This is a genomic window from Rhodoferax sp. PAMC 29310, assembly GCF_017948265.1.
In the GTDB taxonomy this organism is placed as follows: Bacteria; Pseudomonadota; Gammaproteobacteria; order Burkholderiales; family Burkholderiaceae_C; genus Rhodoferax.
The window spans coordinates 4,248,167-4,262,734 of record NZ_CP072852.1; the positions used below are offsets into that span (position 1 = coordinate 4,248,167).

At 58.1% G+C, this 14,568-nt stretch carries 15 protein-coding genes; 5 read left to right on the forward strand and 10 right to left on the reverse strand.

What is annotated here, in order from left to right; genetic code table 11:
• The first annotated feature begins 17 nt into the window (after positions 1-17).
• From J8G15_RS19680 to J8G15_RS19695, 4 genes are read left to right on the forward strand one after another with little or no spacing between them, the layout of a single operon-like run.
• A complete protein-coding gene (locus J8G15_RS19680) occupies positions 18-1,622 on the forward strand; it encodes a cryptochrome/deoxyribodipyrimidine photo-lyase family protein (protein ID WP_210544469.1) in 1,605 nt (534 codons plus the stop codon).
• Entirely contained in the window at positions 1,619-1,786 is a 168-nt protein-coding gene (locus tag J8G15_RS19685) for a DUF2256 domain-containing protein (RefSeq protein WP_210544471.1), read from the forward strand. Before J8G15_RS19680 ends, J8G15_RS19685 begins: the two co-directional genes overlap by 4 nt.
• Complete coding sequence (locus tag J8G15_RS19690) at positions 1,779-3,323, forward strand: cryptochrome/photolyase family protein (protein ID WP_210544473.1); 1,545 nt, start codon at positions 1,779-1,781, stop codon at positions 3,321-3,323. The genes J8G15_RS19685 and J8G15_RS19690 overlap by 8 nt, the downstream gene beginning before the upstream one ends.
• Positions 3,316-4,560: an FAD-binding domain-containing protein gene (locus J8G15_RS19695; protein ID WP_210544475.1), complete on the forward strand. Its 1,245-nt coding sequence runs from the start codon at positions 3,316-3,318 to the stop codon at positions 4,558-4,560. The genes J8G15_RS19690 and J8G15_RS19695 overlap by 8 nt, the downstream gene beginning before the upstream one ends.
• Positions 4,561-4,606: 46 nt before the next feature.
• On the opposite strand, the gene J8G15_RS19700 is transcribed toward J8G15_RS19695, so the two are convergent.
• A complete protein-coding gene (locus tag J8G15_RS19700; protein ID WP_240538380.1) occupies positions 4,607-5,236 on the reverse strand; it encodes a heme-binding protein in 630 nt (209 codons plus the stop codon).
• Between the two features lie 210 nt (positions 5,237-5,446).
• Between J8G15_RS19700 and J8G15_RS19705 the strand changes: the two genes are divergently transcribed.
• Positions 5,447-6,010: a histidine phosphatase family protein gene (locus J8G15_RS19705; protein ID WP_240538381.1), complete on the forward strand. Its 564-nt coding sequence runs from the start codon at positions 5,447-5,449 to the stop codon at positions 6,008-6,010.
• Positions 6,011-6,025: 15 nt separating this feature from the next.
• Here J8G15_RS19705 and J8G15_RS21760 read toward each other — a convergent pair whose 3' ends face one another.
• From J8G15_RS21760 to cyoB, 9 genes are all read right to left on the reverse strand, one after another.
• The gene (locus J8G15_RS21760; RefSeq protein ID WP_240538382.1) at positions 6,026-6,940 is read right to left on the reverse strand and encodes a demethoxyubiquinone hydroxylase family protein; all 915 of its coding nucleotides are present in this window, start codon (positions 6,938-6,940) and stop codon (positions 6,026-6,028) included.
• Positions 6,937-7,332, reverse strand: coding sequence for a DUF4149 domain-containing protein (locus J8G15_RS19720; protein WP_210544477.1), 396 nt, complete (start codon positions 7,330-7,332; stop codon positions 6,937-6,939). The genes J8G15_RS21760 and J8G15_RS19720 overlap by 4 nt, the downstream gene beginning before the upstream one ends.
• A gap of 147 nt (positions 7,333-7,479) precedes the next feature.
• Positions 7,480-8,049, reverse strand: coding sequence for a pyridoxamine 5'-phosphate oxidase family protein (locus J8G15_RS19725; protein ID WP_210544479.1), 570 nt, complete (start codon positions 8,047-8,049; stop codon positions 7,480-7,482).
• A gap of 674 nt (positions 8,050-8,723) precedes the next feature.
• Positions 8,724-9,332, reverse strand: coding sequence for a response regulator transcription factor (locus J8G15_RS19730; protein ID WP_210544481.1), 609 nt, complete (start codon positions 9,330-9,332; stop codon positions 8,724-8,726).
• Positions 9,322-10,707, reverse strand: a complete 1,386-nt coding sequence (locus J8G15_RS19735) for an ATP-binding protein (protein WP_210544483.1) — start codon at positions 10,705-10,707, stop codon at positions 9,322-9,324. The genes J8G15_RS19730 and J8G15_RS19735 overlap by 11 nt, the downstream gene beginning before the upstream one ends.
• Positions 10,673-11,458: an SURF1 family protein gene (locus J8G15_RS19740; protein ID WP_210544485.1), complete on the reverse strand. Its 786-nt coding sequence runs from the start codon at positions 11,456-11,458 to the stop codon at positions 10,673-10,675. Before J8G15_RS19740 ends, J8G15_RS19735 begins: the two co-directional genes overlap by 35 nt.
• Positions 11,455-11,889, reverse strand: coding sequence for a cytochrome o ubiquinol oxidase subunit IV (cyoD, locus tag J8G15_RS19745; RefSeq protein ID WP_210544487.1), 435 nt, complete (start codon positions 11,887-11,889; stop codon positions 11,455-11,457). Before cyoD ends, J8G15_RS19740 begins: the two co-directional genes overlap by 4 nt.
• A complete protein-coding gene (gene cyoC, locus J8G15_RS19750) occupies positions 11,886-12,548 on the reverse strand; it encodes a cytochrome o ubiquinol oxidase subunit III (protein WP_210544488.1) in 663 nt (220 codons plus the stop codon). The genes cyoD and cyoC overlap by 4 nt, the downstream gene beginning before the upstream one ends.
• Before the next feature lies 1 nt (position 12,549).
• A complete protein-coding gene (gene cyoB / locus J8G15_RS19755) occupies positions 12,550-14,559 on the reverse strand; it encodes a cytochrome o ubiquinol oxidase subunit I (RefSeq protein ID WP_210544490.1) in 2,010 nt (669 codons plus the stop codon).
• Positions 14,560-14,568: the final 9 nt, after the last annotated feature.

The following is a 14,568-nucleotide window of genomic DNA, read 5'->3' on the forward strand; positions in this document are numbered from 1 at the left end:
TTGGTAAAGTCGTTCCTATGGGAATAACGCGCGCTTTGGTCTGGTTTAAACGTGATTTACGGGTGCACGATCACGCGCCGCTTTGCACCGCCCAATGCTTAGATTCAGTCGTCGCAATTTTTGTCATTGAACCCGAATGGCTACAGAGTTCGGACTGTGATGCCAGCCATGTCGAAACGACGTTGGTGTGCCTTGAAGAATTGCGTCAAGCGCTGGCGCTGCGGGGTGTGCCGCTGCTGGTGAAGGTGGGCTCCGTGCTGCCGGTGTTTCTGGCTTTACGGCAAGACTACGCTTTCACTCACCTGCTAAGCCATGAAGAAATCGGCCCTGGTTGGAGCTATACCCGCGACGTGCAGGTGGGGCGCTGGTGCACCGGGCACGGGGTGCATTGGCAAGAGTTTTCGCAGACGGGTGTGGTGCGGCGACTGCGATCGCGTCAAGGCTGGGCGGGCCGCTGGCAAGAGCGCATGGACGCGCCGCTGCACCGGCTGCAAGGGGGTTTCAACACCGCACAGCCTCTGATGTCTAGTGGGATGTTGGACGACATACCCACATTGGCTGCGTTGGGCATGGCACCTCACCAAAAAACGTTGCAGCCGGCGGGTGAGCGGGCGGCCCGCCAAACCTTGAAATCATTTATCCAAGGCCGGGGCCGCGACTATCGCAGGTCGATGTCAAGCCCGCTCACTGCCGAAGACGGTTGCAGCCGCTTGAGCCCGCACTTGGCGTTTGGCACGCTGTCGATGCGAACGGTCCACCAAGCCACCGTGGTCAGCATGGCGCAAACGCAAGACCGCTCGTTGGCATATGGCCTTAAAGGCTTTTCCAGCCGCTTGCGTTGGCACTGCCATTTCATGCAGAAGCTGGAGAGTGAGCCTGCCATTGAGTTTCAAAACTTTTCACGCGCCTGCGATGGCTTGCGCCCCGGTGACGTATTGGGCGGTGCGCCACCGTTTGACGCGGTGGACGACGCCCGTTTTCAAAGCTGGTGCGCCGGCCGCACCGGCTACCCCATGGTGGATGCTTGTATGCGCTCGCTCGTGGCCACGGGTTGGCTGAACTTTCGCATGCGCGCCATGCTGGTGAGCTTTGCGTCCAACCATTTGTGGCTGCATTGGCGCGACACCGGCATTTTTCTGGCCCGCCAATTTCTCGATTTTGAACCCGGCATTCACTGGAGCCAAATGCAGATGCAAAGTGGCACCACGGGCATCAACACCTTGCGCATGTATTCGCCCACCAAACAGGCGCAAGACCACGATCCCCACGGCGTGTTCATTCGCCGTTGGGTGCCTGAACTGGCGCGGGTGCCGCTGCCTTACCTCGCTGCGCCCTGGACGATGGACATCGCGGTGCAGCGCATGGCGGGTTGCTTCATTGGGCACGATTACCCCGCGCCCGTCGTGGATGACAAGACCGCCATGAAGGCCGCCAAGGACCGCATGTATGGCCTGCGCGGCACAGCAGTCGCGCACCAAGAAGCCGACCAAGTGTTGGCACGCCACGGTTCGCGCAAGAGCGGTTTGCCACCGACCCCTCAACGCCGCAGCGGACCGCGCCGTAAAAAAGAGGCGACTGTACCTAGTTCCCAAGGCGACTTATTTGGACCGGACAACGCATGAAAAACGACTTCAAAGGCAACAAGCAATTGCTTCCGAGCAAGCTGTGTGCCGTCTGTGGGCGCACGATGACTTGGCGAAAAGCCTGGGCCAAAAACTGGGAGTCAGTGCTGTACTGCTCTGATGCCTGCCGGGCCAATAAAAAAGAGAAACCGAAACATGAGTGAGAAAAAAATACGCAACCTCGTTCTTGTGCTGGGCGACCAACTCGACGAAGCCTCCAGCGCCTTTGATGGGTTTGATGCCGCGCAAGACATGGTTTGGATGGCGGAGGTGGCCGAAGAGTCGGAACATGTGTGGTCTGCCAAACAGCGCATTGCCGTGTTCTTGAGCGCCATGCGCCACTTTGCAAAAGACCTGCAAGTGCGGCAATGGCCATTGACTTACACCGAGTTGGATGCGCCTGATAACTCGGGCACTTTAGGGGCCGTATTGACCGCCGACATCGCCCGCCTTCAACCCGCTGGGCTGGTGATGACCGCTCCGGGCGACTGGCGTGTGTTGCAAGCCATCCGGGCAGTGGCCGTGGCTGCGGCGCTACCTATGGACCTGCGCGATGACCGGCATTTTTTCACCACCGTGCGTGACTTTGCGGCCCACATCAAGGGCAGAAAACAGCTGCGCCTGGAGTATTGGTACCGCGAGTTACGCCAGAAAAATGGCATTTTGATGGAAGGCGACAAGCCCGAAGGCGGCCAATGGAACTTTGATGCGGACAACCGCGAATCGTTTGGCAAAGCGGGGCCTGTGAACGTGCCGCCCCCAACCCGCTTTGAGATTGATGCCATCACGCAAGAGGTGATCGCGCTGGTAAATACCCGCTTCGCGGCTCACCCCGGCACGCTTGCCACATTTGGATGGCCAGTAACCCGCGCGCAGGCGCTGGAAGCGATGCAAGCTTTTATTAGCCAACGCTTGTCCTTGTTCGGTCAGTACGAAGATGCCATGTGGTCGGGGGAGCCTTGGCTGTACCACTCGCACTTGTCATCGGCCCTGAACCTCAAGTTGTTGAACCCGCGCGAGGTGGTGCAGGCCGCTGAAGACGCTTACCGTGCTGGGCAGGCGCCACTGGCCGCTGTGGAAGGTTTCATTCGCCAAATATTGGGCTGGCGCGAGTTTGTGCGGGGCATTTACTGGACGCAAATGCCCGACTATCTGGAGCGCAACGCGCTAGACGCCCAAGCATCCTTACCTGCGTTTTATTGGACGGGCGACACCGACATGGCCTGCCTGAAAGACGCCATCACCCAGACGTTGGAGCACGGCTACGCCCACCACATTCAACGCTTGATGGTGACGGGGCTTTACGCCTTGTTGCTGGGCGTTAAACCGCAGGCGGTTCACGAGTGGTACTTGAGCGTGTATGTGGATGCCGTGGAGTGGGTGGAACTGCCCAACACCCTCGGCATGGGCCAGTTTGGGGATGGGGGCTTGATGGCCAGCAAGCCGTATGTGGCCAGCGGCAAGTACATCCAGCGCATGAGCAACCATTGCAAAGGCTGCCAATTCAACCCGGCCGAGTCCACCGGTGCCACCGCTTGCCCGTACACCACCTTGTACTGGGACTTTTTGATGCGCCACGAGGCGCTGCTCAAGAAAAATCCGCGTATGGGTATGCAACTTAAAAACCTGGCGCGGCTTGATGGCCCGGCCCGCGAAGCCATTCAAACTCAGGCCACTCTCCACAAAATGAACCATGCCTAACTTTGAACCCACCGTGCAAGCAGCGCGAGAGCGCTTGGACGCCGTGCGGCCTGACGACTATGCCAGCACCCGAAATGCATTGGATGGCGCTGTCACCCGGCTGTCGCCTTACCTCACGCACGGGCTATTGAGCCTGACCGAGGTTTATAACGCGGTCCACGCGCGCCATGCGCTGCAGCCCCAACACAAGCTGGTGTTTGAACTGGGCTGGCGCGCCTACTACCGCCACGTCTGGGCGCACTTAGGCGAGGGTATCCACCAGTCGATACACCCCGGGTTGTTGCTCGACAACGCTTACCAATCCGAGATGCCACTGGACGTGTTGGAGGCGCGTACCGGCATCCCTGCGATTGACTTAGCCGTGCGCGAACTTTATGAAACCGGCTACATCCACAACCATGCCCGCATGTGGCTGGCCAGCTATGTGGTGCATTTGCGCAAAGTGCACTGGCACGCCGGTGCGCAGTGGATGCTGGGCTATTTACTCGATGGTGACCAAGCCAGCAACCATTTGAGCTGGCAATGGGTGGCGGGCACGGGCAGCAGCAAACCCTATCTGTTCAACGCCGATAACGTTGCCAAATATGCGCCTGAGCCTTGGCACAGTCCCGGCACGGGGATCGATACTTCTTACGAGGCCATGGACGCGTTGGCGCGCGGCACGCAGCCCCTTTATTTGCGCCACGATGCGCGTCAAGCCGGCGCGGGTTTTATCCCTCCCGCGTTATATACGTCGCCGTTGTTGTGTGATGGGGCGGGTGGGGACGATGTCCGTGCTGCCTGGCGTGTACCCGATGCCCTGTCTGGGCAGGCGTTGGCAGGCCGCCCTGTGTGGTTGCATCACCCTTGGGCGCTAGCGTCCGCTGACACCTCAGGATTCGACGATGTGCTCCACATTGGGGTGGGGTTGGAGGGTTGCCAAAGCGACAGCCCTTGGAGCGCGCGACGCTGGGATTTCGTGACTCACGGCTTGGCGGCGCAAACCACGTCCACCTTGGCGTTGTGGTGGGGCAGCGTGGAACAAATCGCCCAAGCGCTGCAACACGCGGCGTCAGTGCGCTGGCAGCCCGACCCACATGTGGACGGGGCACTTGGACAAATGCAAATGCTGTTGAAAGAGGTCAACCCCCAGTGCGATGTGGGTCCACAGGCATCGGTTTGCCTATTTGAGCCGGTGGAGAAGTACTGCCGGAGTTTTTCTGAGTGGTGGAAAAAAACCCGACTCACCGGCACGTAAAAGAAGAGTCCTCGCTGCGCGTCCGTTCAAGCGAGGCGCTGCGGCCTCAGGGTGCCAGCGGAATGTGGACTTCGTTGCGACGCATGAACCAAAGTGTCCACGGTGGGTTGTAGCGTGCCAACTCTGGGGCCCCACTTGCGCGCAAGGCGTTTTTGTCGATGAAGGTGTTGAGTTCAGCGGTTCTCTTGGCGACATCGTCTTCATTCGCCAAGCCAGAAAACGTGACCACCGCGTAGCGCGCAGGTGGCAGCTCTAGCAATTGAACTTTGGCGTTATTCGGTGTGGGCAAGGTGTCCAGCGTGAATTTTGAGGGCATGATGAAGCGAACCGTCCACCCCTCAGCGCCGCCCGGAATGGCCGTTTGTATCACCGGCGCGGTCATGGCAATGGTCTGGCTGCCTGGCTGAGACTGCACCACCGGTGCCGTCATGGCAATGCTTTGGCGCTGGGTGTTGCCTCCAAAAATATAACCCGCCAACAGCTTGAATCCTGCGCGCGACGCTTCGTCTTGCGTGCCGGTCACGCTGACTTGGGCTGCCACCAGAGCGGGGTAGCTGCGCACCTCAAAGGCCCCCTCTTTGAGATTGGAGGTGAATTTGGGTTCTTCGGTTGCCACGGCGGATCCTGCGGCGAGCGTGAATAGAAAAAAGAGGGAGAGGGTGAGCGTGTTTTTCATTGAACGGGTTCCTTTTGCAGTGCGACTTCATCATGCCGGATCTGGGCCACTAAGTATGTTCCTTAGCGCACACAGGGGCTGGTCAAATACCAAGCCTATTTTTGCGCCACTGGCTGTGCACATCACGTCAGCGACTTCATTTAACGCTAATTTGAAGGGGTATCGCCGTGCATCCGCTCAACACCTTCTTAAAATGAAAAAATAGAACGCATGAAAGCTCATCGACACGCTATTTCCTACTTTGTCTCTATGGTGATGGTCTGGGCAAGCGTGCAGCCGGTCTTGGCCCAAGCCCATGGCGCAGCCCTTATGCCCGGTAGCGTCGTGTTGATGCGCCATGCTTTGGCCCCTGGAGTGGGCGATCCTGAAAATGTCGACTTGAACGACTGCCGAACTCAGCGCAACCTTAGCGAAGAGGGACGCGCACAAGCGAAACGAATAGGTCAGTTTTTTCGGCAACAAACCGTGCCAGTGACGGCAGTTTGGTCGTCCCAATGGTGTCGAACTCGGGAAACGGCAGACTTGGCTTTTCCCGCACTGCGCATCGACCAACAGGCCTTTAATTCTTTCTTTGGCGCGCCTGATGCCGCGCCCGTCCAAACGAGTGAAGCCAGAGCGCTGCTGGAGGCTTGGCGTGGTGATGGGCTGTTGGTGGTTGTCACTCATCAAGTGAATATCACCGCGTTGACCGGCGTGGTGCCCGCGTCTGGCGAGGCGGTGGTGCTTCGCCGTCAAGCCGGCCAATGGGTGGCTGCCGGTCGAATTTCGCCCTAAAGGGATGGCCTTTTCTCAGATCCGTTTTGCCAACCAAACACCCACATGGGAACCCGCATTAATGGCTTGGCACCACAAGCGAACCGCCCATCCTTGGGGCTTAAGTTGGCGCAAATGGCCTTCTTCCAAGTGCTCTCGCTCATCTTGTTGGCATTCCATCAGCAGTTGATGAAGTGGGGCGTCGTCGGGGCGAGTGGCCAGCTTGTTGATCTGTTGCTGGTAGTGCTTGACCACAAAAGTTTCTATGGCCACCACCGTGGCAAACACGGCTTTGGACCCCACCAAGGCAGGCAAGGCCCCGACTATAAAACCAGCCACTTTCCACAAAGGCAACAGCCAGCTTTGCTTGAGCGGGGGCAGCAAGGCGTTCATTGACTCCAAGTGCTGCTGCTCGGTGTGAATGTGGTGGGTGGCCAGTTCTCGCACCTTCGCGTCTCGGCTGGCCCATAGCATGCCTTTGTACACTGCGACTGCACCCGTTTCGCCCGCATGATCAGAGCGCAAATCAGCCACCATGTCGGCGGGCAAATGCTTTACCGCAGCGGCGCGCGCCCACCGTTGAAGGTAGGGCCGAAAATGCAAAAACCCTCGGTACATCACTTCCAACACTGGGGTCACGCCAGGCAAACGACCCACGCGACCCAACCAACGCCAGCCGGGCAGGGTCAGCCATAGCGCCACAAAGGCGGCCGCACCACTGAGCATGCGCCCGTCTTTATCGCGCACATGAAACCGTGCCATCAAACGGACTTGCTCCTCAGGACTCATGCCCGCCTGGTTTTGGCTCACATCCAGCCAGTGCACAGGCTCCAGTGGGCGCAGCGACTGGTAGAGACTAATTTCACTGCGGCACAGTGGGCACGCTCCGTCAAACATCACGGTGAGTCCGTCACATTCGGGGGGGGCCTTGTTGCGGGGTGGTGTGTTCATGTCACCTGCCCCGACGGCACGAGCAGCCAAATAAAAGTGACCAGCTGCACCATATTGAGTCCCACGCTGGTCCAATGCAGGCGCTTGAACGCAGTTCCTTGTTTGTCATCGCGGGCGCGATTGATGCGCGGGGTGAGCCAGAAGCAGCTGAAAAAGAAAATCAAGGTGCAGGTCAGCAGAGCTACTTGATGCAGGAGCGTCGTTGCACCCAGTGTGGCGACCGCTGTGGTGACCCCCAGAAAGAAAAAATACTTGGGAAAGAACTTGCGCACATAGGCTGCCGACCACTCAGGCGGCAGCGCGGTAAATACAGTGGGTGCGACTGCGACCGTAAAAAAAACCATGATGCCCATGTTGGCCGCCACCAAAATGTGACTTAGATACGGCCACATCAGAGGCGCCCTCGAGTGACAAAGGGAGTGGTTAAAGTGGCTTGGAGGCAGGGTGCTGACGAGGACATGATGCGTATTGGATTAAAGCCAGAACATGCTGGTATCTGTTTGTATCGCAACACCACCAGCCACGCTGCCAACGGGGGTTTAGGGCACCCGCCATTCCCAGCGGTCAGCGCTGAAAACGGCGCGTCGATGCCCGCTGCGCGCCAGTTCTAACCAATCTATTTCTTGCACTTGCAACGTGATGAGCGCCAAGTGGTGAGGCGACTGAGCAACCGCATCGGCGGTACTGATCGTGTTTGCTGTGGGCAAGGCATCGCCCGGCGCGCGCCTAGACAGGTAATCGCCCGCAGCAGCAGATTGGCTCACGCGCGTCCACACCGCATCCACTTCTGGCCCAGTGCGCTGCACCGTGGCCAGCGTGCGCACCCTGAGTTGCCAACTCAGCCGCGTGCTCCAAAACACCAGCGTGGCGTGTGGAGAGGCTGCCAGCTCCGCCACTTTAGGGCTGCGGTTATCGGTGTAGATTTGCAGTTTTGAAAGTTGACTGTCGGCCTGTCGGAGCACCACCGTGCGAGCTTGGGGGGCGTGGTCTGTGTCTACGGTGGCCAGCACGGGCGTGCGCCACTCGTGATGCCGGTCTTGCGTGGCACGCTGCAACTCGATTCCAATGCGATGGCGAATATCAGGTTCGGTCAGGAGCAGCGTTTCCAAAGGTATTTCCTCAATGGGAGCCCTGTGAAAGCAATTTTTTGATGATAGCGATGGATGCGAGTCGGTGAAGATTAAGGGGCAAATGCCAATTGAATAGACGGACTCAAATAGAACACCACCCAAAGGATGATCGTAAGCTTGGGATGAGCAAATTTACTCTCAATTTGATAGCTGCTCGCGCAATTAAATCAGGGGCTAGAGGCCGATTTGGTTTAAATTTTGTACCTGCTCAGGTATCTCAAAGTAGGTCGAGCGACGCCTTCGGCTAACCCGATCGACTAAAAATGGCAAACCTTCGTCGTTATTTGTTCTGAGGTGGCGGTTGTTTGGATCTCTGATGCCTGCTGCACCTGCGTTAGTAGCTACTCAATGAGCAGCAATTTTTGCGCTGTAACCCCCACTCTCTCCCCAACCCTCTTTCGCCCGGCGGGGCGAGAGAGGGCGGGGGGCGTGAGTGGGGAGAAACTCCCGAGAATCGCTGCGCCGCAAGCACCACTGACACAACAAGCACAAAGGCCACAACGGCCCTCATTGGCACCCATCACCTCAAACCGAACTGAAGCCAAAGCATTCTTTGACTTGCGTCACCCGACAGCGGTGGAGGGCGGTTTTTTTATAAGTTGCGGAGACACTCGCCTGCTTGTGACCGGTTCGCGCAGCAAAGGTTGCGCGCGCTATTTCACAAACTGTTTGTCCAGCTTGCGCGCCAAGGTGCGCCGGTGCATGCCTAGGCGGCGCGCTGTTTCCGAGATGTTGAAACCAGTCTCAGCAAGTATTTCGTGAATTCGTTCCCACTCTAACGTTTTGATAGAGGTGGGTCGGTTGGTTAACTCGACCTCAATGTTGCCCGCCGCGCGTGTGAACGCGGCTTCGATGTCGTCGGTGTTTGACGGCTTCGCCAGGTAGTGACAAGCGCCCAGTTTGACGGCTTCGACGGCAGTGGCAATGCTGGCAAAACCAGTGAGTACCACAATGAGCATGTCAGCGTTGTGCGCGTGCAGCGTTTGCACGCAGGCCAGCCCCGAGGCTTCGCCGTTGAGTTTGAGGTCCACCACCGCAAACTCAGGGTGGCTGTGAAACAATATTTTTTTGACCTCGTCGTGACTGCTGGCGTGTTGCACGGCGTAGCCCCGGCGTTCAAACGATCGGGCCAGGGTGCGGGCAAAGGCGGCGTCGTCCTCGACGATGAGCAGCGTGGGACTGTCGTCGTCCGCAAGCAACACGTCTGCGGCAAATATCGTGGGTTCATCGGCCAGAACAGGCTTGGGGGTTTTAGCGCTCATAAGATGTCTCGTCGGTTACGTCTGGCAACACCATGGCGGCTAAAGGCAGCTTGATGGTGACACACGCGCCCCCTTGCGTCGGGTTAGAGGCAGTGACTTCACCACCTAGCGTGCGCGCCACATTGACGACTAAAAAAAGACCCAAACCGCCGCCGGGTCGACCCTTGCTGGAGTTGTAAGGTTTGCCAAATTGCGCCAGGGTGGCAGGTGAAAATCCGGGTCCCCGGTCGGTAAAGCGCAGCACTAAATTGCCGCCTTCACGCGACACAGCCAAATGCAGCCATTGGCCGGAGGATTCAACCGCGTTGTCCAGCACATTGAAAATCATTTGCTTGACAGCCGAGTCAGACACCACGGGCATATCCTGGCCAAACTGGTTGACGTAATGCAGGGCGGAGCGCACGCGGGTGTGTCGCCACTCTTCGACCAAACTGTTCATGAACGTGGTGATGGTGGTGGCGGACGACGACTCGCCTCTCGTCTCACCCGCTGACAGCAAAATGCCGCTGACGATGGTTTTGCAGCGCTGAAGCTGGGTTTCCATTTCAGTGACCTCTTGCAGCAGTTCGGTGTCTTTGGTGAAAGCGGGCATGCGCCTCCAGTCGCCCAAGATGACGGCCAGCGTGGCCAGCGGCGTACCCAGCTCATGCGCCGCACCGCTGGCAAGCAGGCCCATGCGAATGATGTGTTCTTCTTCTGCGGCGCGCTGGCGCAAGCCCGCCAGGTGCGCGTCCTGTTCGCGCAGATTTTTGTTGATACGGGTGATGAAGGTCACCAGCAACACAGCATTCAAGACAAAGCAGATCAGCGTGCCCTGGATGTACAGACTGGAAAGCCCATGGTCATGGTCTGGTGGCAACGCCAGCGGGTGTGCAAAGCCTGCTAGTGCGGCAAAGCAGGTGGCGGTGATGGCAAACAAGCTCCACACAAACGATGGCTTCAGAAGCACCGCTCCCAGTGTGACCTGCAGCAAGTACAAAAATACAAACGGGTTGCTGGCGCCACCGCTCAAGTAAAGCTGCGCGGTGAGCATGGCGACATCCACCAGCAGCGACACGAACAATTCGGTTTGGCTGAAGGTACTGCGGGTGCGCCAGCGCAGCAGGCTGATGACATTGAAGGCCAGCAAGATACCCAGTGCCACCAGCATTATGCGAATGGGCAGCTCGATGCCCAGGCCGTAAAACGCAAATTCGATGGTGGCAATTTGCCCAATGACGGCGATCCAGCGCAGCTGGATCAGCAAGTGCATGTTTTTGCGACCCGTTTCGTCGTTCAGATCGCCCGACAACTGCTCAGCCTCACCCAGTCTGCGGTAGTGGCGGGGGGCGTTGGCAGGCTCAGTCTGCGGCAGGGGGGCTGAGAGGGGGCTCATGGTGCTTTCCATTGTGCAGCGCCAAGCGGATGGCTGCACCGGCCACCATCAATGCCAGTACATACCAGGTCATGGCATAGACAAGGTGGCTGTTGTGAAAGGCAATCACGGTGAGTCCACCGACCGGTGCGCCAGAGTCTGCGGGCGCTTCCGCAGCGGCTGCTTCGGCATCAACAAAATACGGCGCCACTTGGCGCAGGCCCTGCGCCTGGGCGATGGCTGCGACATCGCGAGAAAACCATCGGTCTGCAGGGGGGTCATTGGTGCGCAAAAAACCACCGTTGGGCTCGGTCAGCCGCAAGAGGCCCGTGACTGTGACAGTGGCTTCGTCACTCGGCGCCGCGGTTTTTTTTGTTGCCGCTAACCACTGTGGCGGCACAAAGCCGCGGTTGATTAATACTACGTTGCCGTTTGACAACTGCAGCGGTGAGAGCAACCAATACCCGCTGCCAAGGACCGTGACGGCCTGAACGCGCACATCATGGCCAGACAAGAACTGACCGGTGAGTTGCACATGGCGGTATTCGTCGTTGGCCGCGTTCACACCCGACCAATCAGGTGAAGCAGGGGCTTCAACGGCGGGGGCCGTCACGCGTTGGTTCACTCGCTCAATCAAATCGAGCTTCCAGATGCGGCGTTGGACCTGCCAGGTGCCCAACGAAAAAAATCCGAAGAACAGCACCAGCGCACACAGTGTCCAGCCCCAACGCAGCGTCCGGCCTTGGGCGCTTCGCTGCAAAGGTGTGGTCATGGCATGTTCTTCATTTCATGCAGGGTGTGCGGCATCATGTTGTTGTTCAGGTGGTACATCACCCAAATGGACCCACTGAGCATGATGACCAGCAACACCACGGTAAACGCCAGCGCCAGCAGCGACCAGCCGCCTTCCGAGCGCGTGTTCATGTGCAAGAAATAAACCATGTGAACCACAATTTGCACAGCAGCAATCGCCAGAATCACCAGCCCGGTGATGTTCGAGTTCGGCAGCACTTTGCCCATCACGAGCCAGAATGGAATGACGGTGAGGATGACCGCCAGCAAAAAGCCGGTCATGTACCCCTTGAAGGTGCTGTGGCTGGCCCCGCCGTGGTCGTCATCGTGATCATGGTCGTGCTCGTGTCCATGATCCGTGTGGCCGGTAGGGTTCAAGTCCAATGCGTTGGTGTGGTGTGCAGAGCTCATGGCAGCGATCCCATCAGGTAAACAAAAGTGAAGACAGCAATCCAGACCACGTCCAGAAAGTGCCAGAACATCGACAGACACATCAGGCGACGGCGGTTGTCAGCCACCAAGCCGCCCCGGTGCACCTGCAACATGAGCACGACAAGCCACACCAAACCGAAGGCGACGTGCAAACCGTGGGTGCCCACCAGCGTGAAAAAGGCAGACAAAAACGCGCTGCGTTGCGGCACTGCGCCCTCACCGATCAAATGCGAAAACTCGTACAGCTCCAGTCCAATGAAGGCGCAACCTAACAGGCCTGTCACCGCCAGCCAGGCCAGCACGGGTTTGACTCGGCGACGCTGCATCTCCAGCATGGCAAAGCCGAAGGTGATGGACGACAGCAGCAACATAGAGGTATTGAGTGCCACCAGTGGCAAATCAAACAGCTCGACGCCGGACGGCCCCGCCGCATAGCTGCGGCCGACCACGGCATAGACTGCAAAAAGCACTGCAAAAATCAAGCAGTCGCTCATCAGGTAAAGCCAGAAGCCCAACAGCGTGCCGTTTTGGGGGTGGTGTTCCCCTGGCAGATAGAACTGCATGTTGTCGGGTGTTTTGGCGCTGGTGCCATTGCCGCCCAAGGCGGCATGGGTCACAGGAAGAGTGGTTGCTGTCATATCAGTTGGCCGCTAAACGGTTGAGTTCTTGGGTGCGAAGCCCTTCGATGTAGACGACCTCGTCAACAGGGATGTGGTAATCGCGTTTGTAGTTGAAAGTGTGCGCAATGGAGACCGCAATGACCGACGCGAACAGCAGCGCAGCCAGCGCCCACATGTGCCAAATCAGCGCAAACCCCATGGCTGTGGCAAGGCCTGCAATCACGATGCCAGCGGCCGTGTTTTTGGGCATGTGGATCGGAATGAATCCGTTCACAGGCCGCTGGTAGCCACGCTTCTTCATGTCAGACCAAGCGTCGTTGTCATGCACCACGGGGGTGAAGGCAAAGTTGTAGGCGGGCGGGGGCGACGACGTAGACCACTCCAGCGTGCGGCCATCCCAGGGGTCACCGGTGAGGTCGCGCAACGATTCGCGCTTGCGAAAGCTAACAAAGAACTGCACGAACGTTGACACGATGCCAATGGCGATGAGCGCCGCGCCAAACCCGGCAATGATGAACCAGATTTGCAGCGAAGGGTCGTCAAAGCGGCTCATGCGGCGGGTCACACCCATCAGCCCCAGCACGTACAACGGCATGAAGGCGAAGTAAAACCCGATGAACCAGAACCAAAACGACACCTTGCCCCAGAAGGCATCGAGCTTGTAGCCAAAGGCCTTCGGAAACCAGTAGTTGATGCCGGCCATGGCGCCAAACACCACCGCGCCAATGATCACGTTGTGGAAGTGGGCGACCAGAAACAAGCTGTTGTGCAGCACAAAGTCGGCGGGCGGCACGGCCAGCAGAACACCGGTCATACCACCAATGGTGAAGGTCACCATGAAGCCAATCGACCACAGCATGGGCACGTCAAAGCGAATGCGGCCCCGGTACATGGTGAACAGCCAGTTGAAGATTTTCGCCCCAGTGGGAATCGAGATGATCATGGTGGTGATGCCAAAGAAGGCGTTCACGCTGGCCCCTGAACCCATGGTGAAGAAGTGGTGCAACCACACCACGTACGACAGAATCGTGATCACCAAGGTGGCGTAAACCATGGAGGTGTAACCAAAAATACGCTTGCCGCTGAAGGTGGCCACGACTTCCGAGAACACGCCAAACACAGGCAGCACCAAGATGTACACCTCGGGATGACCCCAGATCCAGATCAGATTCACGTACATCATGGCGTTGCCGCCGAGGTCGTTGGTGAAGAAAGCGGTGCCAATGTAGCGGTCCATGGACAACAAGCCCAACACAGCGGTCAACACGGGGAACGATGCCACGATCAGGATGTTGGTGCACAGCGCCGTCCAGGTGAAGATGGGCATCTTCATCATGCCCATGCCGGGTGCGCGCATCTTCACAATGGTGACCAGCAAGTTGATGCCTGAAAGCAAGGTGCCTACGCCGGCCAGCTGCAGCGCCCATATGTAGTAGTCAACCCCCACGCCGGGGCTGAACTGAATGCCCGACAGCGGTGGGTAAGCGAGCCAACCCGTTTGACCAAACTCACCAATGAACAGTGAGATCATGACCAAAATGGCACCGCTGGCGGTCATCCAGAAACTGAAGTTATTCAGAAACGGAAAGGCCACATCGCGAGCGCCAATTTGCAGCGGCACTACAAAGTTCATCAGGCCGGTGATCAGCGGCATGGCCACGAAAAAGATCATGATCACGCCGTGCACTGTGAACAACTGGTCGTAATGGTGCGGCGGCAAAAAGCCTTCAGAGCCGTTGAAGGCCATGGCCTGCTGCGCCCGCATCATGAGCGCGTCAGTGAACCCGCGCAGTAGCATGATCAAACCCAGCACGCAGTACATGATGCCAATTTTTTTGTGGTCAATGCTGGTGAGCCAGTCACGCCACAGTGTTCCCCATACTTTGAAATACGTCAGTGCTGCCATCAGCCCCAGGCCACCCAGTGCCACCCCAATAAAGGTCGCCAGGATGATGGGGTCGTGGTAGGGCAGGGACTCCCAGGTGAGGCGTCCGAAAATAAACTTCGTGAGATCGAATGTTTCAGTCATGAGATAGAT